Origin of the sequence: Mumia flava (genome assembly GCF_002797495.1) — a bacterium.
GTDB classification, from domain to species: Bacteria; Actinomycetota; Actinomycetes; order Propionibacteriales; family Nocardioidaceae; genus Mumia; species Mumia flava.
In genome coordinates this window covers 2,084,194-2,105,631 of record NZ_PGEZ01000001.1, presented here as the reverse complement: position 1 = coordinate 2,105,631, position 21,438 = coordinate 2,084,194, and the positions used below count along the sequence as shown (strand labels likewise).

The window sequence follows — 21,438 nt, the reverse complement described above, 5'->3', positions numbered from 1 at the left end:
ACGACGATGGTCGTCCGGTCGGTCGCGGTCCTGTCCGACGTCCACGGCGTGCTGCCGGTCCTCGAGGCCGTCCTCTCCGAGCCCGACGTCACCGCTTCCGACCTCGTCGTGGTGACCGGCGACCACGCTGCCGGGCCGATGCCGACCGAGACCCTCGACCGGCTGACGGCCCTCGGCGAACGCGTCGTCCTGGTCCGCGGGAACGCCGACCGTGAGCTGGTCGAGGTCGCGCGTGGAGGCACCTCCGAGCACGCCGAGTCCGTCTGGGCGGCAGGCCGGCTGCGCCCGGACCACATCGACCTGCTGGCCGGGCTGCCCCACCCCGTCACGATCGATGTCGCCGGCTTCGGACCGGTGGTGTTCTGCCACGGCACCCCACGCGACGACGATGAGGTGGTGCTCGTCGACACCCGCCTCGCGCGCTGGGTCGAGGTGCTCGCCGCGCTGCCACCGGACGTCGGCACCGTGGTCTGCGGTCACACGCACATGCCGTTCGTCCGGCTCGTGGACCGACGCACGGTCGTCAACCCCGGCAGCGTCGGCATGCCGTACGGGCGGGTCGGCGGCGCCTGGGCGCTGCTCCGCGAGGGACGGATCGAGCTGCGGCACACCGCCATCGACGTGGACGCGGCGGTCGCCCGGATCATCGCCGAGTCGACCTATCCGGACCGGGCCGCCTGGGCCGACGAGTACCTCCGCGCACGGCACAGCGACGCCGACGCACTGCGGGCGTTCGGGCCGCGCGACGGACGCGAGACCTGAGACGGCGCCTGTGCCGGGTCAGAGGTCGTGAACCATCACGCACCGCCGCTGTGACGGGTGCGTCACCTCCCGGAAACCTGCCGCCTCGAAGACACGGCGGTGCCCGACGTACATCTCGCCCCAGGTGATCGTGGTGTCGGCGTCGACGTCCATCGGGTAGCCCTCGAGGCGCGTGGCTCCTCGCTCACGAGCGAACGGCACGGCGGCTCGCGCCAGCGCGTAGCTGATCCCACGCCTGCGGTATCCGGCCCGGACCACGAAGCAGACCAGAGCCCAGACTCCCCTGTCGTCCTTGTCCTCGTCGCGACCCGCCCACGGCGTGCGCATCCTCCGCAGCCGGGCGTACTCCGCCCGCGGCTCGAGCGCGCACCACCCGACCGGCTCGCCGTCCAGGTACGCGACCAGCCCGCTCGTGCTGGGACTGTCCGGACGACCGCACGCCGTCTGCTCCCGCAGCCGCTCGCGGAGCTCCTCACGGCTGTGCGCGGACCAGTCGCGGTCGCGGATCTTGAAGTGCTGACACTGGCAGCGCGCGGCGTCGCCCCGCGTCCCGAAGATCGCCTCCAGATCGGGCGCGGTCGCGTCGCTCGCCGGCACGATCGTCACAGCGGTGTCGGCTGTCATGTCGTCAGTCTGCGCCACGGCGCCGACATCGGCCGCCGACCTTCGAGAGGGCTCAGAGGCGGCCGGTGACGCGGAACCGCTCCAGGACGACCAGGGTGTCGTCGTCGGTGACGTACGCCGGGTCGCCGAGCGCGTCGCGCATCGGCTCGCTCTCCCAGAAGGCGGCATGCCCCGCGCGCCACTGCGCGACCGTGCTGTCGCCTTCGCCCTCGTCGACCACGTGGGCGAGATCCACCTCGGCCAGGCGCCGTACGGCGACGTCCGTCGTCTCGATCACGCAGACCGCGGACCCGGCGGAGTCGACGAGTCGCCACCGCTGCCCTACGGCCGGCATCGGCTCGGTGACGCCCTCGCCGCCGCCCGGCGCGGCGAGGAGCTCGGCGACCAGCGAGGTCGTCGAGGTCTTCGCCCCCTCCAGCACCGCGGCCACCAGCCGGTCGCGCACGGGCCCGGGGAACGCGAGCTCGCACACCGGGAGGTCGTCCGGCTCCAGGTCCGGCACCGGCGCGGTCCCGCCGACGACGGCCGTGCCGACCTCGAGGTCCAGGTCGGCGACGTGCGCACCGAGGCCCTGCCGAGCGAGCGCCTCCGCAGTCCACGGCACCTGCGCGGTGCTGGTCTCGATCAGGACGACCCCGCCGGGCCGCAGCCACGAGCGCGCACCGCTCGCGACCCGTCGGTGGACGTCGACGCCGTCCGGACCGCCGTCGAGGGCGAGTCGTCGCTCGTGATCACGAGCCTCGGACGGCATCGTCGCGATGTCCGCCGACGGAACGTACGGCGCGTTCGCCGCGATCACGTCGACCCGGCTCTGCAGATCCGCAGGCAGCGCGTCGTACAGGTCGCCCTCGTACGTCACACCCCGCTGGAGGTTGCGTCGTGCGCAGGCGACCGCGGCGGGATCCAGGTCGGCGGCGACCACCGTGCAGTCCGGCCGCCGCTGCTCGACGACGGCACCGACCGCGCCGACCCCGCAGCACAGGTCGAGGACGGTGCCCCCGGCCGGCGCAGCGGCCACCGCGGCTTCCGCCAGGACCGTCGTTCGCCGGCGGGGCACGAACACGCCCGGAGCGACCGCCAGCCTCAGGCCGTCGAACTCGACCCACCCGACGATCTGCTCCAGCGGCTCGCCGGCGACCCGCCGTCGCGTCATCTCCTCGAGGTGTGCGGCATCGACGGCCGAGGAGAGAAGAACCCGCGCCTCGTCCTCCGCGAACACGCACCCGGCTGCCCGCAGGCGTGCCGCCAGCGCGTCGAGGTCCGTGCGCTCGGCCCGCGATCCGGTCATCACGAGCCGACTGTACGGGGTGGGCGCGAGCGTGCACGTGACAATACGTTCGATCGGTCGTATTGTTTGGGAATGACGATCGCACAGAGCGCTGCACACGCGACCGAGGCCGTGCCGTACGGGGTGGTGATCCCGGTCCGGATCTACCTCGACGACCTGGACGGCTTCGGCATGCTGAACCACGTCGAGTACGCCCGGCTGTTCGACCACGCGGTCATCGACTTCTGGACCGACGCGGGGTGGGTCGCCGACCCGTCGAGCTCGGTCCAGGCGATCCGTGACGTGCACCTGACCTACCACCAGCCGATCACCACGATCGGACGGGTGATGGTCCACCTGTGGGTCGCCGAGGCCGGCCGGACGAGCGTGAACTACCGGTTCCGGATCCTCTCCGAGGACCGCGGCACGCTGCACGCCGAGGGCTCGCGGCGCCTGGTCAACCTCGACCCGAGCACCCTGCGCCCGAGCCCGCTGACGGATGCGATGTGGCAGTTCGCCGCCCCGCTGCTCGGGCCCGACGTCCAGCGTCCGCGCGGCTGAGCCCGGTCAACCCAGCGCGTCGATGACCTCGAGGGCGCACGCGACAGCCAGATCGAGCTCGCTCTCGTCACCGAACAGCACGAACCGGGTGTTGCCGGCCGCGAGGAACGCATCGAGCTGGAACGCGACCCGAGGGCCGTCGCCCCCGGCGGTCACGGCGTCGGCGGCCAGCAGGTCCAACCACTCGCGCTTGAGCGCACGGACGGCATCCGCCACGGCGCCGTCCTGCGCTCCGAACTCGGCCGACGCCGCCACCAGGAAGCACCCTCCGGGGAAGACCCGGCGACGGACGTACGCCGCCCAGCTCTGCACCAGCGCGCGCAGACGCCGCGCTCCGGGCTCGGTCGACCAGGCACCGGTGACGACCTCCTCGACGAAGACCCGTCTCCCCTCGCGGACCGCAGCGAGCTGGATCGCCTCCCGGTTGGGAAAGACCGTGAGGATCCCGCTCTTGCTCAGGCCCGTGTCCCCGGCGATCCGACCGACCGACAACGCGTCGAGGCCCCCGAGCGTGGCTGCGTCCGCGGCGTACCTCGCGACCCGGCGACGGGTCGCGTCACCGCGCAGGCGTCGTCCGTCGGCCGTCGTCATACCGCGAGTCTAGGCTCGCGGCGGGCGTCAGGCGCCGACCCGGCGTCGCAGGGCGCTGACGAGCGCGATCGCCGCACCGGCGATGACGAGTGCCACCCCCGTCGGCGCCAACCACCCGGCCGCACCGCCGGTGTTCGGGAGGGAGGCACCGGGCCCTGTCCCGCCGGTCTCGTCGTTCCCGGCGACGGCAGCGGTCGGCTCCGTCGTCGGCTCCGTCGTCGGCTCCGTCGTCGGCTCCGTCGTCGGCTCCGTCGTCGGCTCCGTCGTCGGCTCCGTCGTCGGCTCCGTGGTCGGCTCGTCGGACGGTGTCGGCGCGGTCGTCGGATCCGTCGGCGGGGCCGGCGCACCGTTCTCGCAGTCGACGATCCCGCGGAACGGGTAGTCGTGCAGCTCGCCCGCGGTCGTCGACCCTCCGGCGATCGCGGAGCCGTTGTGGACGAAGGAGCGCGCGATCACGTTGCCCTGGATGTTGGACCCCGTGACGAAGCGCAGGTCGGCGAGCGGCGCGTAGATCGTGCCGTTGACCGAGTCGCCCGAGGTGAAGGTGAGCGAGGTCGAGGTCGGGAAGTTCCAGAGCGTCCAGGGCGCCGTGTCGCCGGAGGTCCCGGCGATCTTGAGGAACCGGCCCTCGTAGCGGGGCAGGCCGAGCACGTTCACCAGCAGGACCGTGTCCTGCGAGGGACGGACGGCGCCGTCGAACTGGATCTCGGCGAGCGAGGCCATCTGCGCGTCGGTGATGTCCAGAACGTTGGTGATGCCGGGCTCGAGGGTGACGAAGAGCTTGTCGCCCTCTTCCCTCGTCTCGACGGTGCGGTCGCAGCGCCCCATCTGCTCGGTCAGACCGCGGTACGCCGTGAAGGCGCGCTCGAAGTCGAGTCCCAGGCCTTCGGCGTCGCGGATCGACTGCTCGGACTGCACGGCCGTCCCGGCCAGGCGCGGGTCCGAGTCGACACCGGCTCCCGGTGCGACGACCTGCGGCTCGTTCGGGTTCTTCGCGACGACGTCGTTGTCCTCGCCGCCGACCTTCAGGAAGCCCTGGTCCAGCACCCTCAGGGTGCCGCTCGGGCTGCGGCCCCACGCCACGTCGCCGCCGACGAAGAGGATCGTCGGTCGCGCGTCCCCGGCCGCGGTCGGCGTCTCGAGGTGGTAGCCGCCCGTCTTGCGCATCACGTTGTAGTTCGCCGTGAGCGCCAGGTCCCCACCGAGCGCGATCGAACCCTCGGACTCACCACCGCGCACGGTCACGTCGTCGCGTACGAACGCGAGGAAGCCGGCGTTGTACGGGTCGGCCTCGTCGACCCGTACGGGGTTGAGCGCGGCGACGTCGGCGTCGGCCGACGGGGCAGGGATGGACAGTGCGGTGAAGACGACTCCGGTGGCTGCGACCGCAGCACCGAACGACGTGATGGCCCGAGAAATCACCCGCCCAGCGTACGGAGTGTTGGACGCTCACCCAACTTCCGGCGCTGCCGTGGCTTGCCGCACGAGCCCCGGCCGTGGTGACATTCCGCCATGCCGAACCGGGTGATCGAGTCCGACGACGCCGTCGCGCTCGCGACGAGATGGTTCCTCGAGGGTCGTCCGGTCGACATGCGCGCGCTCGCCGACGCCATGGCCGTGGGGCGCGCCACGCTCTACCGCGTCGTCGGGAGCCAGGAACGCCTGCTCGGCGACGTGATGATCGGGCTGGCGACCGAGATCATGACCGCATCGTTCGACCGGGCACGCGCACGCGGCCTGGCACCCGGCGTCGACCTGATCGTCGGGGCCGCCCGGCACCTGAACACCGCGATCGTCCGCGCCCGCCCCCTGCGGACCTTCCTGGCGCGAGAGCCCGACCTCGCCTTCCGCGTGCTCTTCATGCCGGCCGCGCGAGTTCACCTGCGCAACGTCGCGGCGTGGCAGGCGGTGCTCCAGGAGGCCGTCGACTCGGGCGAGCTCGAGCTGAAGGTCGAGCCCGAGCGCCTCGCGTACATGTTCGTACGGATCGGCGAGTCGATGATCTACGCCGATCTGTTGGCCGACCGCGAGCCCGATCTCGAGCTCGCGGCCGACCTCCAGCGTCATCTGCTGATGACGTCGCCGCCGGGGGGCTGACCGAACGCGGACCAGAACCCGCAGTGCGCGGCCGCGGCCACGTCCTCGGTCCTGACCCCGCCGGTCGCGGCGAGATCGAGCGCGAGCACGTCGCCGTGCCCGCTGTAGCGGGGCCACCGCGGCAGGCCCGCGGCACGCGGACGGCCCGTCGCGGCGAAGCTGGTCCAGTAGGCGACCATCGCGTCCGACAGGGTCTCCTGCTCCGGCGTCAGCCCGTCACCGAACAGCCCCGGGAACAGGTAGGGCAGCTCGGTCGCGTGCGCCGCACCGTTCTGGTCACCCAGGAGCGGGATCAGCGGGTCGGCGGTGCGGTCCTGGAACTGGTACGCGTAAACCCGGCCTCGCGACGCGGACGCCGCCTCGTACGCGTCGACGTGCGTGCAGGTCGACAACGCGCTGCCGTAGTCGCTGAAGATCGTCGACAGGGCGATCGTGGGCGACGGGTACGCCTCCGAGGGATACAGGCCGAGCACCGCGGGCGCGGCGTCGCCGAAGACGGCCCCGACCACGCCGACGTACTGCGCGGCGGTCAGCGAGGTCCCGTACTCCAGCGGGATGAACAGGCGGTTCTCGTCGAGGGTGTTGCCGTGCATCAGGTCGATCCGCCGGGCGACGCCCTCCTCGAGCGCCCGGCCGGGCTGCACGGGCAGCGCCGTCCCACCGACCGCCGGCACGCCGCCGGGCCAGGCGTCGAGGAGGGTCGCCACGTCGACGTCCCGGAGGCACGAGGCGACATCGACGGCCTCGGCGCACCCGACCTCGCCGGCGACGCCGGCGCCGACGGTCTCGGCCTGCGGAAGCGTGATCAGGTCCGATGCGCAGGAGTAGCTCTGGGCGATCGCGCGCCGGAACAGCGGTCGCGCGTCGGGCGAGGCGAGGTTCGCGCAGACCGACGCGCCGCCGGCGGACTCGCCGAAGATCGTGACGTTGCGCGGGTTGCCGCCGAAGGTCCTGATGTTGCGCTGGACCCACCGCAGGGCGGCCTGCTGGTCGAGCAGACCCGCCACGCCCGACCCGGACCGGCGCTCGCCGGTGAGGTCGGGGTGAGCCAGGAACCCCAGCGGGCCCAGCCGGTAGTTGACCGTCACGACGACGGCGTCGCCCTGGGTCGCGAGCTTCGACGCGTCGTAGCTGCCGCCCGTGCCGGTCAGGAAGGAGCCGCCGTGGATCCACACCATCACCGGGAGTCCGGCGCGGCGCGACGACGCGCCGGCGGGTGTCGTGACGTTCAGATAGAGGCAGTCCTCGTCGTACGTCGTGGGGTTGCCCGTGCCGGTCGTGATCTGCGCGCACTGGCTGCGCGGCGCCGTCGCGTCGAGCGTCCCTGACCAGCGCTCGACGCGCTGCGGCGGCGCGAAGCGCAGGTCACCGACGGGCGGTGCGGCGAACGGGATCCCTTCGAAGGTGCGGTACGCGCCCGCGTCCGTGCCGCGGACCGTGCCGCCGGTGACGCGGACGACCGTCGCGTCGTGGTGCCGGCCGCCACCGTCGTGCCGGTCGTGCGCACCACGGCCCGGACCGTCGTGCCCGGGTGCTGCGGCGACCGGCGCCGCGAGAACACCCGCCGCCAGCGCTCCGGCTCCGAGTGCGGCGATCAGCGGACCGAGGACTCGGCGGGATCGGTGTCGTTGCTGCACAGAGAGCTCCCCGGGGTGGTGTGATGCGGCTCACTGCCGGCCGCCCGCACGGCACGCTAACGACCCGGGCCTGCCCGGCGACAGGGTCGCGCGGCAACGTGAGACCACGTCTCTCTCTCGGAGACCGGCGCGGGAAGCGCAGTCTGACGACGGCCGCACCACCGCGTACGGTCGAGGACGATGAGCGGGCCTGCGACCGGTGACGAGGCCGCCGACGTCGGCGACGCGGCGGTGCTGGTCCTGCAGGTGATCAGCGAGGAGCTCGATGCGACGCTCGGCCCGGCGCTGCTCGACCGGCCCGACGCGCTGCACGCTCACCGCAAGGCCGTCCGCCGGCTCAGAACCGCCCTCGTGGTCGTACGCCCGTACCTGGACCGCGAGCAGATCGAGCAGCTCCGCGACGCCTACCGCGGCTGGGGGCGCGCGCTCGGCGAGGTTCGTGACCTCGAGGTCCGGATCGCGGTCGCGGAACGCTACGGCAGGAACGCGCCGGACGTCGGAGCGGACCTCCCCGACCAGGAGGACGTCGACGCGGCCGCGGACGCACTCGTGGAGGCCGACCGCGCCGCGCACCACCGGGCCCACCGCACGCTGGTCCACCAGGGTGTCAGCCTCGAGGCCCTCGAGCGCCGCCGTGCGCTGGCTGCGCTCCTCGACGACCCGCCCCGTACGGCCAAGGCCGCACGATCGACGAAGAAGCACCTGCGCCGGCGGCTCGCCCGGGAGGGTGACCGCGTCCTGCGCCGCGCCGATGCGCTCGGCTCGGACGACCCGGCGGCGCTGCACGACCTGAGGAAGGCGGCGAGGCGTCTCCGCTACGCGATCGGTGCGGTCCGGAACCCACCCGTCGGGATGTTCGGCGACCGGGCGCGGATCCTCGAGGAGGCGGCCGAACGCGTGCAGGACCTGCTCGGGGACCACCGGGACGCGCTCGCGTTCGCGGACCACGTCGGGGGCGCGAGCCACGACCACGCACCCCCGTCCGCGCGGCGCGCCCGCGCGGACGCCGCCCAGCAGCTGGCCGGCCTGCCCGATGCGCTCGACGACCTGCGCACCGCGCTGAGGCGGTTCCGTTGAGCGTCGGTCGTCGTCGGGGCGGCGCGGTCAGTTCCGCTCGCGTGCCCGCAGCACGATCGCCGCGACCAGGAGCGCGAGACCGACGGCCGAGACGAGCAGGGTGAGGACGCTGTTCGTCACCACGATGCTCAGTACGAGGCAGAGCAGGGCGAGAACGAGGAGGAGGTTCGGCAGCGGGATCCGGTTCACGACTCGCGATCCTGCCAGGTGCACAGGCAGACCCGGTTGCCCTCCGGATCGGCCAGCACCCAGAACGACGGCGCCTCCGCGTCGCTGACCAGCGAACCACCGGCCGCGAGCGCCGCCTCGATCCGCGGCTCGACCTGCGACGGGTCGACCCACACGTCGGGGTGCCAACGCTGTCGCGGCTCCTCGCTGCCCGAGGGTTGGAACCACACGGTCGGCCCTGCCCCGGCGGGGTCGCGGACCTCGTCGTCGGCATCACCTCCCGGGGCCTCGTACGCCAGCACCGCCGCCCAGAACGGCATCACGACCGTACGGTCGGGGGTGTCGAGGCCCATCTCGACCAGGCTCACCGCGGTCGCGTCCAACCGGTGCCCGGCCGACTGCGCGAGGTCGGCGATCGCGCGTGCCATCGCGACGTCGCGATCGCTGACGCCGCCGACGTCGTGGCTGGTCAGACGCACGTCGACGTGCGGGTAGCGCAGGTCGACATCGGGATGGTGCTGCGCCCGCTCCGCCTCCGCGCCGATCGCGTCGACCAGGGCGAGCCCGGCCGCGAACGATCCGGTCTCGATCCGGGTCTGGAGCCCGCCGACGAGGAAGGCCCACCCGTCGAGCCCGTGCTCGGCGATCTGTCGTCCGTTGAGAGTGCTCACCCGACCCATCGTGGCGCCCACCGCGCCCGCGCGCACAGCGGCGCCGACCCTGGAACCGCCGCACCATGGAGGGATGACGTCACGGACCCCTCGGCAGCGCGCGGTCCGGACCGCTGTCGTGAGTGCGGTCGTCCTCGGAGTCCTCGGAGCGGTGGTGGCGTTGGTGTGGTCGATGCAGCGGACCCTGATCTACTTCCCCGACGCGAGCGCCCCTCCGCCGGCGGATCGTGTGATCGCCGGCGCCACGGACGTCACCTTCACCACCAGCGACGGGCTCGAGCTCGCCGCATGGTTCGTGCCGCCTGCTCCAGCCGCCGACCGCGACCTGGCCGTGCTGGTCGCGCCCGGCAACGGAGGTCATCGTGCCGGGCGAGCCGACCTCGCCGAGGCGCTGCGTGCACGCGGCTTCGCCGTGCTCCTGATGGACTACCGCGGCTACGGAGGGAATCCGGGCGACCCGACCGAGGAAGGACTGCTCTCCGACGCCCGCGCAGCCGTCGGCGCACTCGCGTCGCGGGGATACCCTCCCGCGCGGACGCTGTACCTCGGGGAGTCGCTCGGGTGCGGTGTCGTGGCGGAGCTCCAGGCCGAGGTCCCACCCGCCGCGATCCTGCTGCGGTCGCCGTTCGTCTCACTCACCGAGGTCGGCTCGCACCACTACCCGTACCTCCCGGTGCGGTGGCTCCTCCGTGACCGGTTCGAGGTCGCGAGCCGGCTCTCGGACAGCTCCGTCCCCGTCACGGTCGTCTCCGGCGACGCCGACACGATCGTCCCGCCCGAGCAGAGTGCGCGGGTCGCCGAGGCCGCGGGCACCCTGGTCGAGCACGAGGTCATCGACGGCGCCGGGCACAACGACCCGGTGATGTTCGGGCCCCGGGTCGCCGACGCCGCGGTGCGTCTCGCCGACGCGACCGATCGCTGACGGCCGGCCCCGGACGCAGGCGGCATACTCACGGGTGTGAGCGAACGCGTGAAGGTCGAGACCGACGACGGCGCCATGCCGGCCCACCTCTGGCTCCCGGAGACGGGCCGTGGGCCGGGGATCCTGCTGGTGCAGGAGATCTTCGGTGTCAGCGCCTACATCCGGCGCCGCGCCGCCGACCTCGCCGCCCTCGGGTACGTCGTGCTCGCGCCGGAGATCTTCTGGCGGCTCGGAGTCAGCGAGGTCGCGACCGGTCCGGACATGCTGGACGAGGCCCTCGCCGTCGCCGGTCGCGCGGACTGGGACCTGGCCGTCGCCGACGCGACCGCTGCGCTGTCCGCGTTGCGCGAGCGCGCTGAGGTCGACGCCGGTGTCGGCGTGGTCGGCTTCTGCTTCGGCGGCGGCCTGGCGTACGCCGTGGCGGCAGGCTCCCCGGTCGACGCGCTCGTGTCCTACTACGGCTCCGCCCTCCCGTCGCTGATCGAGGCGGTCCCGGCGATCGAGGCGCCGAGCCTGCACCACTTCGGTGACGCCGACACCTACATCCCGCCGGAGACGGTGGAGAAGATCCGGGTCAGCGTCTCGACCGGCGGTCCCGTCGAGCTCCACGTCCATCCCGGGGCCGGTCACGCCTTCGACAACGACGACTTCGTCGCGCACCACGCGGAGGCGAGCGCGGCGGCGTGGTCGATCACCGAGCGCTGGCTGGCGAGCACGCTGCCCGCAGCCTGAGCACCCCTCCGTACGATCGACAGCGTGCGCTTGCTGCTGATCCGACACGGCCAGACCACCAACAACGTCTCGGGTGCGCTCGACACGGCGATCCCCGGTGCGGAGCTCACCCCGCTCGGCCAGGCCCAGGCCCAGGCGGTGCCCGAGGCGCTCGCCGACGTCCCCGTCGCGGGGATCTACGCGTCGCGGCTGGTCCGGACCCAGATGACCGCAGCCCCGCTCGCGTCGGTCCGGCGCCTGGACGTGGTCGTACGGCCGGGGCTGGAGGAGATCTCGGCCGGCGAGCTGGAGCTGCGTCGCGACCCCGATGCCCGCCAGGCCTACATCGACACGCTGGCGGCGTGGATGACCGGCGATCTCGGGCACGCGATGCCGGGCGGCCCGGACGGGCACCACTTCCTCGGGCGGTACGCCGAGGCGATCGACGCCGTCGTCGGGGCGCACGACGACGACGCGACGGTCGCCGTGGTCTCCCACGGCGCGGCCATCCGTGTGTTCAGTGCGATCGCCGCCGGGATCGACGTGGAGCGGGCCGACGGGATGCCGCTGCTCAACACCGGGATGGCCACGCTGCGGACCGACGGGTCCCGATGGTCGCTGGAGGAGTGGCACAGCGACCCGCTCGGCGGACACGGCCTCGAGGACACGGTCGCAGTCGACCCGACCGGTGACCGCGTGCCGACGCACGACTAGCATCCCGACCCGCGCTCGCCTCAGTCCAGGCAGAACTCGTTGCCCTCGGGGTCGGCCATCACGATGAAGCCGGTCTCCATCGGCGGGTCCGGCTCGAACCGACGGACCCGGCTCGCGCCGAGCGCCACGAGCCGCTCGCACTCGGCCTCGAGCGCGACCATCCGCTCCGTGCCCGCCAGACCAGGAGCGACCCGGACGTCGAGGTGCAGACGGTTCTTGACGACCTTGTCCTCCGGAACTTGCTGGAAGAACAGCCGCGGACCGGTGCCGTCCGGGTCCTCGATCGCCGAGCGGGTGTTGCGCTGCGCCTCCGGGACCCCGAGGCCCGCGAGGAACTCGTCCCACGCCGCGAGCGGATCGGCTCCCTCGGCGAGCTCTGTGCCCGGGGGCGGCGGATGGACGTAGCCGAGGACGTCCCGCCAGAACGTGGACAGCCCACGAGGATCGTGAGCGTCGAAGGTGATCTGCACGTCACGGCTCATGTCGGCTCCCTCGCCTCGCTGCGGTCCGTCCCACTGCGAGCATCGAACCACGCCGCACCGACACGCAGGACGTCGAGCGAGTGCGGCGTCGCCATCGGACACGCCGAGGGGTGACCCGTACAGTCAACGGCACGGCCCTCGAACGGGAGCACGGGGGGACAAGGGTGCTGGCACCACCACGATCCACCGTCCAGGCCCCTCGATGCACCCGCTGATCGCTCCTAGCGTCGAGATCGATGCACACGCCGTGCAACCCGACGGAACGAGGTCCGCCCCATGACCGTGCAGCTGACGCCGACCGGCACGAGCGGGGACGCCACCTCTCCCTACACAGCGCGCTTCTCCGACCTGCTGGCCGAGGTTCGAGGCCACGGGCTGCTCGACCGGCGTCATGGCTGGTACTGGGCACGGATCCTGCTCACGATCACGGCATTCGCCGGGCTGTGGGTCGCGTTCGGCTTCATCGGCCACTCCTGGTGGCAGCTGCTCGTCGCCGCCGGCCTCGGCGCCGTCATCACGCAGTTCGGCTTCCTCGGGCACGATGCGGCGCACCGCCAGATGTTCCGCTCCGCAGCCTGGAACGCTTGGACCGCGCGCGTCCTCGCCGGGGGGTTCGCCGGACTCAGCCACGCGTGGTGGCGCGCCAAGCACAACCAGCACCACCGAGGGCCGAACCAGGAAGGCGTCGACCCCGACATCGCACCCGGCGCGCTCGCCTTCACCCCCGCGGTCGTGGACGGCCGACGGAGCGCGTTCGCCCGCTGGTTCGCACGACGCCAGGGATGGCTCTTCTTCCCGCTCCTCACCCTCGAAGGACTCAATCTGCACGCCGCCAGCGTCCGCAGTCTCGCCTTCCCGTCCGCTCGGCACCCGTGGCGTCGCGTCGAGCTCACGCTGGTCACGACTCGCCTCGCCGCGTACGTGGTGGTGCTGGTGCTCGTGCTCCCGCCGGGGCTCGCCGCGGCGTTCTTCGCGATCCAGATGGCGGTGTTCGGCGTGCTGCTCGGGATGTCGTTCGCCCCGAACCACAAGGGCATGCCGACCGTGCCGGAAAGCATGAAGCTGGACTTCCTGCGGCGCCAGGTGCTGGTCTCACGAAACGTGCGCGGCGGCCCGTTCGTCGACCTGTTGATGGGTGGGCTCAACTACCAGATCGAGCACCACCTCTTCCCGTCGATGGCACGCCCCCATCTGAAGAAGGCACAGCCGATCGTGCGCGAGTACTGCGCCCGTGAAGGCATCCCCTACACGGAGGTCGGTCTGTTCCGCTCGTACGCCATCGTGGTCGACTACCTGAACAACGTAGGGCTGCGCGCCCGCGACCCGTTCGACTGCCCGCTGTCGGCGCAGCTGCGCGGCGGTACGACGGCGTAGGAGCTCCCGCGCGGCCCTGCAGCGCGTCACGCCAGGCGGAGGAACTCCAGGTGCCGCTCGTACTGGTCGAGGCAGTCGTGGATGATCTGCGACGTCGAGTAGCCCATCACGTCGTAGTCCTGACCGCCGTCGGCCGTGTGCACCTCGAGGCGTGCGTACCGGTCGCGGTCGCCGATCATCCGCCCGCCGTACGTCGGGACCGGCGACTCGGTGAGCTGGACGCGGTAGACGAACGGGCGCTCCGCCGTCGTCCGCAGCTCGACCCAGGGCAGCCGGCCGCCCTCCGTCTCGTCGTCGCCGTCGCCGACGCCGCTCGAGACACCCGACGGAACACCCTCGGCCTCGAGCTGCGCCGCGACCTGCTCCAGCGCAGGGGTCACCACCGAGTCCTGGAACGCGACCGCCTCGTCCTCCTCCGCGAAGTCGACCGCGCGCGACAGGCGGGCCTTCCACGACGCACTCTCGTGGTCCGGGCCGAAGCCGCCGCGAGCCGACAGCATCAGGGGCAGCGCGTGCTCGCCCGAGGCTGCCCAGCGGCCCTCGACGCGCAGCGCCTTCATGAAGCCGACCATCACGAGCACGATCACGAAGGCGAAAGGCAGGCCGAAGATCACGGTCGCGTACTGGAGGGCGTAGATGCCGCCGACCGCGAGCACCGCGATCGTGAGCAGACCGGTCGCCGACGCCCAGACGATCCGGAGCCACGGCGCCGCGTCGTCCTGGACCGAGCGGAGCCTCGACGACAGGTTGGCCATCACGAGGGCGCCGGAGTCGGCCGAGGTCACGTAGAAGAGCAGGCCGACGAGGACGGAGACGAAGATGACGACACCCGAGAGCGGGTAGCTCTCCAGAAGGTCGTAGAAGCCCGCCTCGGGTGAGGCGAGCGCGGTCTCGGCGAAGTCCGCGTCGCCCTCACGGATCCGGTCGAGGGCGGCGTTCCCGAAGATCGAGATCCACATCAGGATGTAGCTGAACGGGATGAGCATCGTCCCCGCGACGAACTGGCCGATCGTACGACCGCGGGAGATGCGCGCGAGGAACAGCCCGACGAACGAGGCCCAGGCGATCCACCACGCCCAGAAGAACAGGGTCCAGAAGGACATCCACTCGGTCGCCTCCGCGCCCTCGAAGGCGAACGTCTCCATCGTGCGGGTCGCGAAGGTCTGGACGTAGTCCCCGACGTTCATCACGATCGCGTTCAGGATGAAGCTCGTCCGTCCGGTGATCAGGACCCAGGCAGCCAGTCCGAGCGCCAGGATCACGTTGAGCTGCGACAGGAGCCGGATGCCCTTGTCGATCCCGGTCGTCGCCGAGATGGCCGCCATCGCGACCGCCAGCACGATCAGGGCGATCTGCGCGCCGAGCCCGACCGGGACGTCGAAGAGGATGTTCAGGCCCTGGTTGAGGAAGACGACCCCGATGCCCAGGCTCGTCGCGACCCCGAAGATGGTGCCGAGCACCGCGGCCGTGTCGACCACGTGGCCGATCCCGCCGTCGATCCGCTTGCCGAAGATCGGGTACAGCGCGGAGCGGACGGCCAGCGGCAGGTTGAGCCGGTAGGTGAAGTAGCCGAGAGCCAGCCCCATCAGGGCGTACAGCGCCCAGCCGGAGATGCCGTAGTGGAACAGGGTCCAGACCGTGGCCTCCCGTGCAGCCTCGATCGTCTCCGCATCACCGGTCGGCGGAGCCATGTACTGGCTGACCGGCTCGGCGACGGCGAAGAACATCACGTCGGTCCCGATCCCGGCGGCGAACAGCATCGATGCCCAGGCGAACGTCGAGAACTGCGGCTTCGAGTGGTCCGGGCCCAGCTTGATCCTGCCGTACCGCGACAGCGCGAGGTACAGCACGAACACGAGCACGACCGTGGTGAGCGCGACGTAGAACCAGCCGAACACGTCGACGACCCAGCCCACCGTGTCGCCGAGGACGGCCTCGGCACGCTCCGGCGCCACCATCGCCCAGATGGCCATCACGAGGACGCCGACCACGGAGGAGACGAAGACGGGCTTGCGTACGGGCGGACCGGCGGTGAGGAAGTGCCACCACCGGCGCTCGCCGTCGCTCGTGGGGGGCTCGCTGCTCGGGTTCGGTTGGGTCGGTACCTCGGTGCTCATCTGCTCGTCCGTTCTGGCTGGGCCGGCGGAGCCGGCTGGTTGCGGGGGTCGCCGGGCGGGTACAGCGGGGTGTCGTCGCGGTAGCGGTAGAAGGGCACGTCGGTCGCCGCGGCGAGCGGCTCGTTCCCGAGGATCAGGTCCGCCGACTTCTCGGCCAGCATCATCACGGGCGCATAGATGTTGCCGTTGGTGATGTAGGGCATCGAGGACGCGTCGACGACACGCAGCCCGTCGACGCCGTGCACCCGCATGCTGGTCGGGTCGAGGACGCTGTCGTCACCGGTCCCCATCTTCGCGGTGCACGAGGGGTGGAGCGCGGTCTCGGCGTCGGCGGCGACCCAGTCGAGGATCTCCTGGTCGGTCTGCACCGCGGCCCCGGGCGAGATCTCTCCGGCGTTGAAGGCAGCGAAGGCGGGCTGGGTGAGGATGTCACGGGCGATCCGGACCATCTCGATCCACTCGCGCCGGTCGTTCTCGGTCGACAGGTAGTTGAACTGCAGCGCCGGGTGCTCGCGCGGGTCGGTCGAGCGGATCCTCACGGTGCCGCGACAGTCGGAGTACATCGGACCGATGTGCACCTGGTAGCCGTGCTCCGCGGCGGGCTGGGACCCGTCGTAGCGGATCGCGATCGGCAGGAAGTGGAACATCAGGTTGGGGTAGTCGACCTGGTCGTTGCTGCGCACGAACCCCCCGGCCTCGAAGTGGTTGCTCGCCCCCACCCCGCGCCGCAGGAACATCCACTCGGCACCGATCCGCGGCTTGTGCCGGTGCTTGAGCCACGGCGCGATCGAGACCGGCTGCTTGCTCGCGTACTGGATGTAGACCTCGAGGTGGTCCTGCAGGTTGGAGCCGACACCGGGCAGGTCGACCAGAGGATCGATCCCCAAGGCGCTCAGCTCGTCGGCGGGGCCGATCCCGGCGAGCTGGAGGAGCTGGGGCGAGTTGATCGCGCCGCCGCACAGGATCACCTCACCGGCCGTCACGCTGCGACGCGCGCGTCCGGCGCGCAGGTAGTCGACCCCGACCACCCGTGTCCCGTCGGTCCGCAGCCCGGTGACGTGCGCCAGCGTCTCGACGGTGAGGTTCGGACGGCTCATCACGGGGTGGAGGTACGCGCGTGCCGCGCTGAGCCGGCGCCCCCGGTGCACGTTGCGGTCGAACGGCGCGAACCCTTCCTGCCGGTACCCGTTGACGTCGTCGGTCCGTGGATACCCGGCCTGCTCGGTCGCCTCGAGGAACGCACCGAACAGCGGGTTGGTGGCGGGTCCGCGCTCGAGCACGAGCGGCCCGCTCCCCCCGCGCCACGCGTCGGCACCCGCGAGGCACGTCTCCATCCGCTTGAAGTACGGCAGGCAGTGCGCGTAGTCCCAGCTCGCCATCCCCGGGTCGGAGGCCCAGCGCTCGAAGTCGAGGGCGTTGCCGCGCTGGAAGATCATCCCGTTGATGCTGCTGGAGCCTCCGAGCACCTTCCCGCGGGCGTGGTAGACCCGCCGTCCCCCCATGTACGGCTCGGGCTCGGACTCGTACTTCCAGTCGTAGAGGCGGTTCCCGATCGGGAACGGCAGCGCGGCGGGCATGTGGATGAACGGGTCGAGCCTGTTGTCGTTGCGGCCCGCCTCGAGCACGAGCACGCTCGTGGACTCGTCGGCACTGAGCCGGTTGGCCAGTGCGGAGCCGGCCGAGCCGCCCCCGACGATCACGATGTCGTACGCCTTGGTCATCACGACTCCTGCTCGTCACCGGAGAACCACCGCTGCGGCGACGGATCGATGTTGTGCCAGACGTGCTTGGTCTCGCGGTACTCCTCGAGCCCGGCGATCCCCAGCTCCCGGCCGATCCCCGACTGCTTGTATCCGCCCCACTCCGCCTGCGGAACGTACGGATGGAAGTCGTTGATCCAGACGGTGCCCATCCGCAGCCGCGCCGCCACCCGCTCGGCGCGCCCCGCGTTCGAGGTCCAGACCGCGCCCGCCAGCCCGTACGTGCTGTCGTTCGCGATCGCGACCGCAGCGTCCTCCGATGCCTCCTGGCCGTCGCCGTCGAAGGTCTCGACGGTGAGCACCGGCCCGAACGACTCGTCCTGCGTGACGGACATCGACGCGTCGCAGCCGTCGAGGATCGTCGGCAGGTAGTAGAAGCCGTCGGCGAGCGCCGGGTCGTCGGGACGCGCTCCGCCGGTCCTCAGCACCGCGCCCTCGGCCAGTCCCGCGGCGACGTACGCCTCGACCTTGTCGCGGTGCGCCGCGCTGATCAGCGGCCCCGTCTCGGCGGTGTCGTCGAACGGACCGCCCAGGCGGATGCGCGCGGCCCGCCGTACGAGCTCGTCGACGAACTCGTCGTGGATCGACTCCTCGACGATCAGGCGCGCACCTGCGGAGCAGACCTGCCCGGAGTGCAGGAAGACCGCGGTGAGGGCGTAGTCCAGGGCGGTCTCCCGGTCGGCGTCGGCGAAGACGACGTTCGGGTTCTTGCCGCCGAGCTCGAGCGCGATCTTCTTCACGGTGCCGGCAGCCGACGCCATGATCTGCTTGCCCGTCGCGAGGCCACCGGTGAACGACACCAGGTCGACGTCCGGGTGCTCGGTGAGCGTCGGGCCGACCTGGGCGCCGGCGCCGAGCACGAGGTTCGCGACCCCGTCGGGGACGCCGGCCTCGCTCAGCGCCCGCATCAGCCAGATCCCGGTGGACGGCGTCAGCTCGCTCGGCTTCAGCACGAACGTGTTGCCCGCCGCCAGGGCCGGTGCCACCTTCCAGGCGGTCTGGAGCAGCGGGTAGTTCCACGGGGTGATCAGCGAGCACACCCCGACAGGCTCGTGCACGACCTTGCTGACCACTCCCGGCTGGCCGGTGTCGACGACGCGCCCGCTCTCGGCGCCGGCGAGGCCTGCGTAGTGACGGAACACCCCGACGATGTCGTCGACGTCGTACTCCGACTCGACGAGACGCTTGCCGGTGTCCAGCGACTCGAGCCGCGCCACCTCGGCCTTGTCGCGCTCCAGCAGGTCGGCGACGGTGTGCAGGATGCGGGCGCGCTCCAGCGACGACGTCGACGGCCACGCTCCGTCGTCGAACGCCCGTCGCGCCGCGCGGACCGCATCCTCGGCATCGCGAGGCCCGGCCTCCGCCACCGCGACGACGAGCGAGCCGTCGGCCGGGCAGCGGATCTGGCGGGTCGCTCCGTCCCCGGCATCACGCCAGGTCCCGTCGATGAACAGCTCAGCCACCGCACGCTCCTCTGCTCGACGTTCACACTCTTGTGCGTCGGGCTGTGCGCGGCAACCGGTGTTCACGAGAAGCACCGCCGCAAGGGCGGGCCGTACGAGCCTCTTCCCTCGATACGATGGCGCGCCGAGCGCATGCCTGCCCGACCGCGACCGAGAGGCACGGATGGACCTCGTCACCCTGGCCGCCTCGCTGTTCTGCACGGTGCTGGTGGGCCTCGCCGCCTTCCAGGTCGCCCTCGCGGCCGGTGCGCCGCTCGGCCGGTACGCGTGGGGCGGGTCGCACGTCGTCCTGCCGACGCGGCTGCGCGTCGGGAGTGTCGTCGCGATCGTCATCTACGCGGTCTTCGCCGCGGTCGTGCTCGCCGACGCCGGCATGGTGGCGCTCGGGCTTCCCGAACCCGTCATCGGGGTGCTGACCTGGGTGATCGCGGGCTACCTCGCGATCGGGACCATCATGAACGCGGCCTCGCGCAGCCGGGCGGAGCGCGTCGTGATGACCCCCGTGTCGACGCTGCTCTGCGCGGCATCCGTCGTCGTGGCGCTCGGGTGAGCTCCGTGGAGACCGGTCACCATAGAATGGACGCCCGTCCGCGGTTGCCCGTGCCCGTCCGTGCCCGAGGAGTCCTCGCATGTCCGTGACCGACCCGGCTCGCGAGCGCGACCGTGAGACCACCGAGCGCCGATGGTGGCACGCTCCCGGGTGGTTCTGGCGGACCTGGATCCTCGTCGCCGTCTTCTTCGGGGTCGCCGTGGCAGGTTCTCTGATCGTCGACATCCCGCTGCGCGACCCGGGCAACCGCTTCTTCCTGGGGAAGCTGGCGATCGCGGCCGGCGCCTGGGTCTTCCTCGCGCTCGTCGACGCGGTGGTCCGCAGCCGGGGACCGGACTGGACCGTCGGCCGGCTGCGCGACGCCCTGGTGCAGCGCTGGACCCGACAGCGGACCGCGCTGGTCGCAGCGGGCATCGTGGCCTACTACGCGGTCTACGTCAGCTACCGCAACCTCAAGAGCTGGGACGTCTTCCGCGGCCCGTACGACGAGCTGCTCGACGGGTGGGACCGGTGGCTGCTCGGCGGCCAGAGCCCGGCGGTGCTGCTCCAGGACCTGCTGGGCACGGACGTCGCGATGTACGCCCTGACGTTCGTCTACCGGTCGTTCACCCCGGTCGTGACGGCGTTCCTGATCGGGTCGCTCGTGTTCCACCGCCGGGTGCGCGACGGGTACGTGATGGTCGTCGCGGGGATGTGGGGGTGGATCCTCGGCACGGCCGCGTACTACACGATCCCGTCCCTCGGCCCGTTCTGGCTCACGCCCGAGGAGTACACCGACCTGCCCCGGACGGCGATCCAGACGATGCAGGAGGACATCGTCGCCGGCAGACTGGTCATCCTCAACGCGCCCGAGACCCCGGGTGCGGTCGCGGGCATCTCCGCGTTCGCGAGCCTGCACGTCGCGATGACGGCGATCGTCTGGCTGATGTCGCGCTACTACGGCCTGCGCCGTACGAGCTGGGTGCTGTTCGTGTTCCTGCTGCTCACGATCGTCTCGACCCTCTACCTGGGCTGGCACTACATCGCAGACGACATCGCCGGCCTCGCGATCGCGTACGCCGCCGTGTGGCTCGCGCGGTGGATGATCTACCCGCGCGGCCGGCCGGGCGGCGAGCTCCGCGAAGCCGACCGGTGAGCGAGCCGCGGTGATCGATGTCGCCGCGGGCTCGCTGGTCGTGATCGCGGTCGCGCTCGTCCTCGGGAGCCTCGTGCAGTCCGTCGTCGGGCTCGGCCTGGGTCTGGTCGCGGCTCCGGTCGTCACGCTGGTCGCGCCGGAGCTGATGCCCGGGTCGATGCTGCTGCTCGCGCTGGCGCTCCCCGTCGCGACGCTCGCCCGTGACCACGCCGAGATCGACTGGGCCGGGATCGGGTGGAGCCTGCCGGGGCGGCTCGTCGGCACCGCGGTCGGTGTGTGGGTGGTCTCGGTGGTCAGCGTGCAGCAGCTCGGGGTGGCAGTCGGCGTGGTCGTGCTGCTGGCCGTGGTGGTCACGGCTCGTGCGATCGTCGTCCCGCTCAACCGTCGGTCGCTGAGCGTCGGCGGCCTCGTGAGCGGGGTCGCGGGGACGACCTCGGCCATCGGCGGCCCCCCGATGGCCGTGCTCTACCAGCACAGGCCGGCGCGGCAGATCCGCTCGACGCTGGCGGTGTTCTTCCTGATCGGGACCTCTCTCAGCCTGTGCGGCCTCGCGGTCACCGGCCATCTCAGCGCGGAGCAGGGGGCCGTCGCCGCGGTGATGCTGCCCGCGCTGCTGGTCGGCGTCGCACTCGCGGCCGTGGTGCATCGCCGGATGCGGGCCACGACGATCCGTCCGCTCGTCCTCGTCGTGTGCGGGGCGTCGGCGCTCGTCCTGATCGTCCGCTCGCTGGTGTGAGGACCCGTCCCCGATTCGT

22 protein-coding genes and 1 pseudogene are annotated in these 21,438 nt (G+C 71.9%); 12 read left to right on the top strand and 11 right to left on the bottom strand.

The window, feature by feature from the left end:
- Nucleotides 1–6: 6 nt before the first annotated feature.
- A complete protein-coding gene (locus CLV56_RS10005; RefSeq protein WP_039363483.1) occupies nt 7–762 on the top strand; it encodes a metallophosphoesterase family protein in 756 nt (251 codons plus the stop codon).
- An 18-nt stretch (nt 763–780) separates the two neighbouring features.
- Here CLV56_RS10005 and CLV56_RS10000 read toward each other — a convergent pair whose 3' ends face one another.
- A complete protein-coding gene (locus CLV56_RS10000) occupies nt 781–1,386 on the bottom strand; it encodes a GNAT family N-acetyltransferase (RefSeq protein WP_039363887.1) in 606 nt (201 codons plus the stop codon).
- A 52-nt stretch (nt 1,387–1,438) separates the two neighbouring features.
- Nucleotides 1,439–2,674 (bottom strand): putative protein N(5)-glutamine methyltransferase, encoded by a 1,236-nt coding sequence (locus tag CLV56_RS20580; protein ID WP_157805129.1) that lies wholly within the window; start codon nt 2,672–2,674, stop codon nt 1,439–1,441.
- A 72-nt stretch (nt 2,675–2,746) separates the two neighbouring features.
- Here CLV56_RS20580 and CLV56_RS09990 point away from each other — a divergent pair, with 72 nt between their 5' ends.
- Nucleotides 2,747–3,214 carry an acyl-CoA thioesterase gene (locus tag CLV56_RS09990; RefSeq protein ID WP_100414766.1) on the top strand — a complete coding sequence of 156 codons (468 nt, stop codon included), beginning with the start codon at nt 2,747–2,749 and terminating at the stop codon, nt 3,212–3,214.
- A gap of 6 nt (nt 3,215–3,220) precedes the next feature.
- On the opposite strand, the gene CLV56_RS09985 is transcribed toward CLV56_RS09990, so the two are convergent.
- Nucleotides 3,221–3,805 (bottom strand): TetR/AcrR family transcriptional regulator, encoded by a 585-nt coding sequence (locus tag CLV56_RS09985; protein WP_039363482.1) that lies wholly within the window; start codon nt 3,803–3,805, stop codon nt 3,221–3,223.
- A gap of 82 nt (nt 3,806–3,887) precedes the next feature.
- Between CLV56_RS09985 and CLV56_RS21470 the strand changes: the two genes are divergently transcribed.
- Complete coding sequence (locus CLV56_RS21470) at nt 3,888–4,187, top strand: hypothetical protein (protein ID WP_483869448.1); 300 nt, start codon at nt 3,888–3,890, stop codon at nt 4,185–4,187.
- Here CLV56_RS21470 and CLV56_RS09980 read toward each other — a convergent pair.
- Nucleotides 4,184–5,227, bottom strand: a pseudogene (locus CLV56_RS09980) (collagen-binding domain-containing protein); the annotation flags it as partial. The gene CLV56_RS21470 and the pseudogene CLV56_RS09980 sit on opposite strands and share 4 nt — an antisense overlap.
- A 90-nt stretch (nt 5,228–5,317) precedes the next feature.
- Between CLV56_RS09980 and CLV56_RS09975 the strand changes: the two are divergent.
- Nucleotides 5,318–5,902 (top strand): QsdR family transcriptional regulator, encoded by a 585-nt coding sequence (locus tag CLV56_RS09975; RefSeq protein ID WP_100414764.1) that lies wholly within the window; start codon nt 5,318–5,320, stop codon nt 5,900–5,902.
- On the opposite strand, the gene CLV56_RS09970 is transcribed toward CLV56_RS09975, so the two are convergent.
- The gene (locus CLV56_RS09970) at nt 5,869–7,539 is read right to left on the bottom strand and encodes a carboxylesterase/lipase family protein (protein ID WP_100414763.1); all 1,671 of its coding nucleotides are present in this window, start codon (nt 7,537–7,539) and stop codon (nt 5,869–5,871) included. The two genes, CLV56_RS09975 and CLV56_RS09970, sit on opposite strands and share 34 nt — an antisense overlap.
- Nucleotides 7,540–7,719: 180 nt before the next feature.
- Here CLV56_RS09970 and CLV56_RS09965 point away from each other — a divergent pair, with 180 nt between their 5' ends.
- Entirely contained in the window at nt 7,720–8,616 is an 897-nt protein-coding gene (locus CLV56_RS09965; RefSeq protein ID WP_039363480.1) for a CHAD domain-containing protein, read from the top strand.
- 27 nt (nt 8,617–8,643) lie between these two features.
- Here CLV56_RS09965 and CLV56_RS20575 read toward each other — a convergent pair whose 3' ends face one another.
- Together CLV56_RS20575 and CLV56_RS09960 are read right to left on the bottom strand one after the other, a co-directional pair.
- Complete coding sequence (locus tag CLV56_RS20575; protein ID WP_157805128.1) at nt 8,644–8,805, bottom strand: hypothetical protein; 162 nt, start codon at nt 8,803–8,805, stop codon at nt 8,644–8,646.
- The gene (locus CLV56_RS09960; RefSeq protein WP_039363479.1) at nt 8,802–9,455 is read right to left on the bottom strand and encodes a 4a-hydroxytetrahydrobiopterin dehydratase; all 654 of its coding nucleotides are present in this window, start codon (nt 9,453–9,455) and stop codon (nt 8,802–8,804) included. The genes CLV56_RS20575 and CLV56_RS09960 overlap by 4 nt, the downstream gene beginning before the upstream one ends.
- A 73-nt stretch (nt 9,456–9,528) precedes the next feature.
- Between CLV56_RS09960 and CLV56_RS09955 the strand changes: the two genes are divergently transcribed.
- From CLV56_RS09955 to CLV56_RS09945, 3 genes are read left to right on the top strand one after another with little or no spacing between them, the layout of a single operon-like run.
- A complete protein-coding gene (locus CLV56_RS09955; RefSeq protein ID WP_039363477.1) occupies nt 9,529–10,377 on the top strand; it encodes an alpha/beta hydrolase in 849 nt (282 codons plus the stop codon).
- 36 nt (nt 10,378–10,413) lie between these two features.
- A complete protein-coding gene (locus CLV56_RS09950; RefSeq protein ID WP_039363474.1) occupies nt 10,414–11,109 on the top strand; it encodes a dienelactone hydrolase family protein in 696 nt (231 codons plus the stop codon).
- Nucleotides 11,110–11,133: 24 nt separating this feature from the next.
- Entirely contained in the window at nt 11,134–11,802 is a 669-nt protein-coding gene (locus CLV56_RS09945) for a histidine phosphatase family protein (RefSeq protein ID WP_039363473.1), read from the top strand.
- 20 nt (nt 11,803–11,822) lie between these two features.
- On the opposite strand, the gene CLV56_RS09940 is transcribed toward CLV56_RS09945, so the two are convergent.
- Nucleotides 11,823–12,284 (bottom strand): VOC family protein, encoded by a 462-nt coding sequence (locus CLV56_RS09940; protein ID WP_039363471.1) that lies wholly within the window; start codon nt 12,282–12,284, stop codon nt 11,823–11,825.
- Nucleotides 12,285–12,560: 276 nt separating this feature from the next.
- Here CLV56_RS09940 and CLV56_RS09935 point away from each other — a divergent pair, with 276 nt between their 5' ends.
- Complete coding sequence (locus CLV56_RS09935; protein ID WP_100414762.1) at nt 12,561–13,658, top strand: fatty acid desaturase family protein; 1,098 nt, start codon at nt 12,561–12,563, stop codon at nt 13,656–13,658.
- A gap of 26 nt (nt 13,659–13,684) precedes the next feature.
- Here CLV56_RS09935 and betT read toward each other — a convergent pair whose 3' ends face one another.
- The 3 genes from betT to CLV56_RS09920 are packed head-to-tail and all read right to left on the bottom strand — an operon-like array spanning nt 13,685 to nt 18,998.
- Nucleotides 13,685–15,775 carry a choline BCCT transporter BetT gene (gene betT, locus CLV56_RS09930; protein WP_100414761.1) on the bottom strand — a complete coding sequence of 697 codons (2,091 nt, stop codon included), beginning with the start codon at nt 15,773–15,775 and terminating at the stop codon, nt 13,685–13,687.
- On the bottom strand, nt 15,772–17,496 hold the full coding sequence (gene betA / locus CLV56_RS09925) for a choline dehydrogenase (protein WP_039363469.1): 1,725 nt from the start codon (nt 17,494–17,496) through the stop codon (nt 15,772–15,774). Before betA ends, betT begins: the two co-directional genes overlap by 4 nt.
- On the bottom strand, nt 17,496–18,998 hold the full coding sequence (locus CLV56_RS09920) for an aldehyde dehydrogenase family protein (protein WP_039363467.1): 1,503 nt from the start codon (nt 18,996–18,998) through the stop codon (nt 17,496–17,498). Before CLV56_RS09920 ends, betA begins: the two co-directional genes overlap by 1 nt.
- A gap of 163 nt (nt 18,999–19,161) precedes the next feature.
- Between CLV56_RS09920 and CLV56_RS09915 the strand changes: the two genes are divergently transcribed.
- The 3 genes from CLV56_RS09915 (at nt 19,162) to CLV56_RS09905 (ending at nt 21,419) form a co-directional block, all read left to right on the top strand.
- The gene (locus CLV56_RS09915; RefSeq protein WP_039363465.1) at nt 19,162–19,548 is read left to right on the top strand and encodes a hypothetical protein; all 387 of its coding nucleotides are present in this window, start codon (nt 19,162–19,164) and stop codon (nt 19,546–19,548) included.
- Nucleotides 19,549–19,627: 79 nt separating this feature from the next.
- A complete protein-coding gene (locus CLV56_RS09910) occupies nt 19,628–20,683 on the top strand; it encodes a phosphatase PAP2 family protein (protein ID WP_039363463.1) in 1,056 nt (351 codons plus the stop codon).
- Nucleotides 20,684–20,693: 10 nt separating this feature from the next.
- Nucleotides 20,694–21,419, top strand: a complete 726-nt coding sequence (locus tag CLV56_RS09905; RefSeq protein WP_039363461.1) for a sulfite exporter TauE/SafE family protein — start codon at nt 20,694–20,696, stop codon at nt 21,417–21,419.
- The last annotated feature ends 19 nt before the right edge of the window (nt 21,420–21,438 follow it).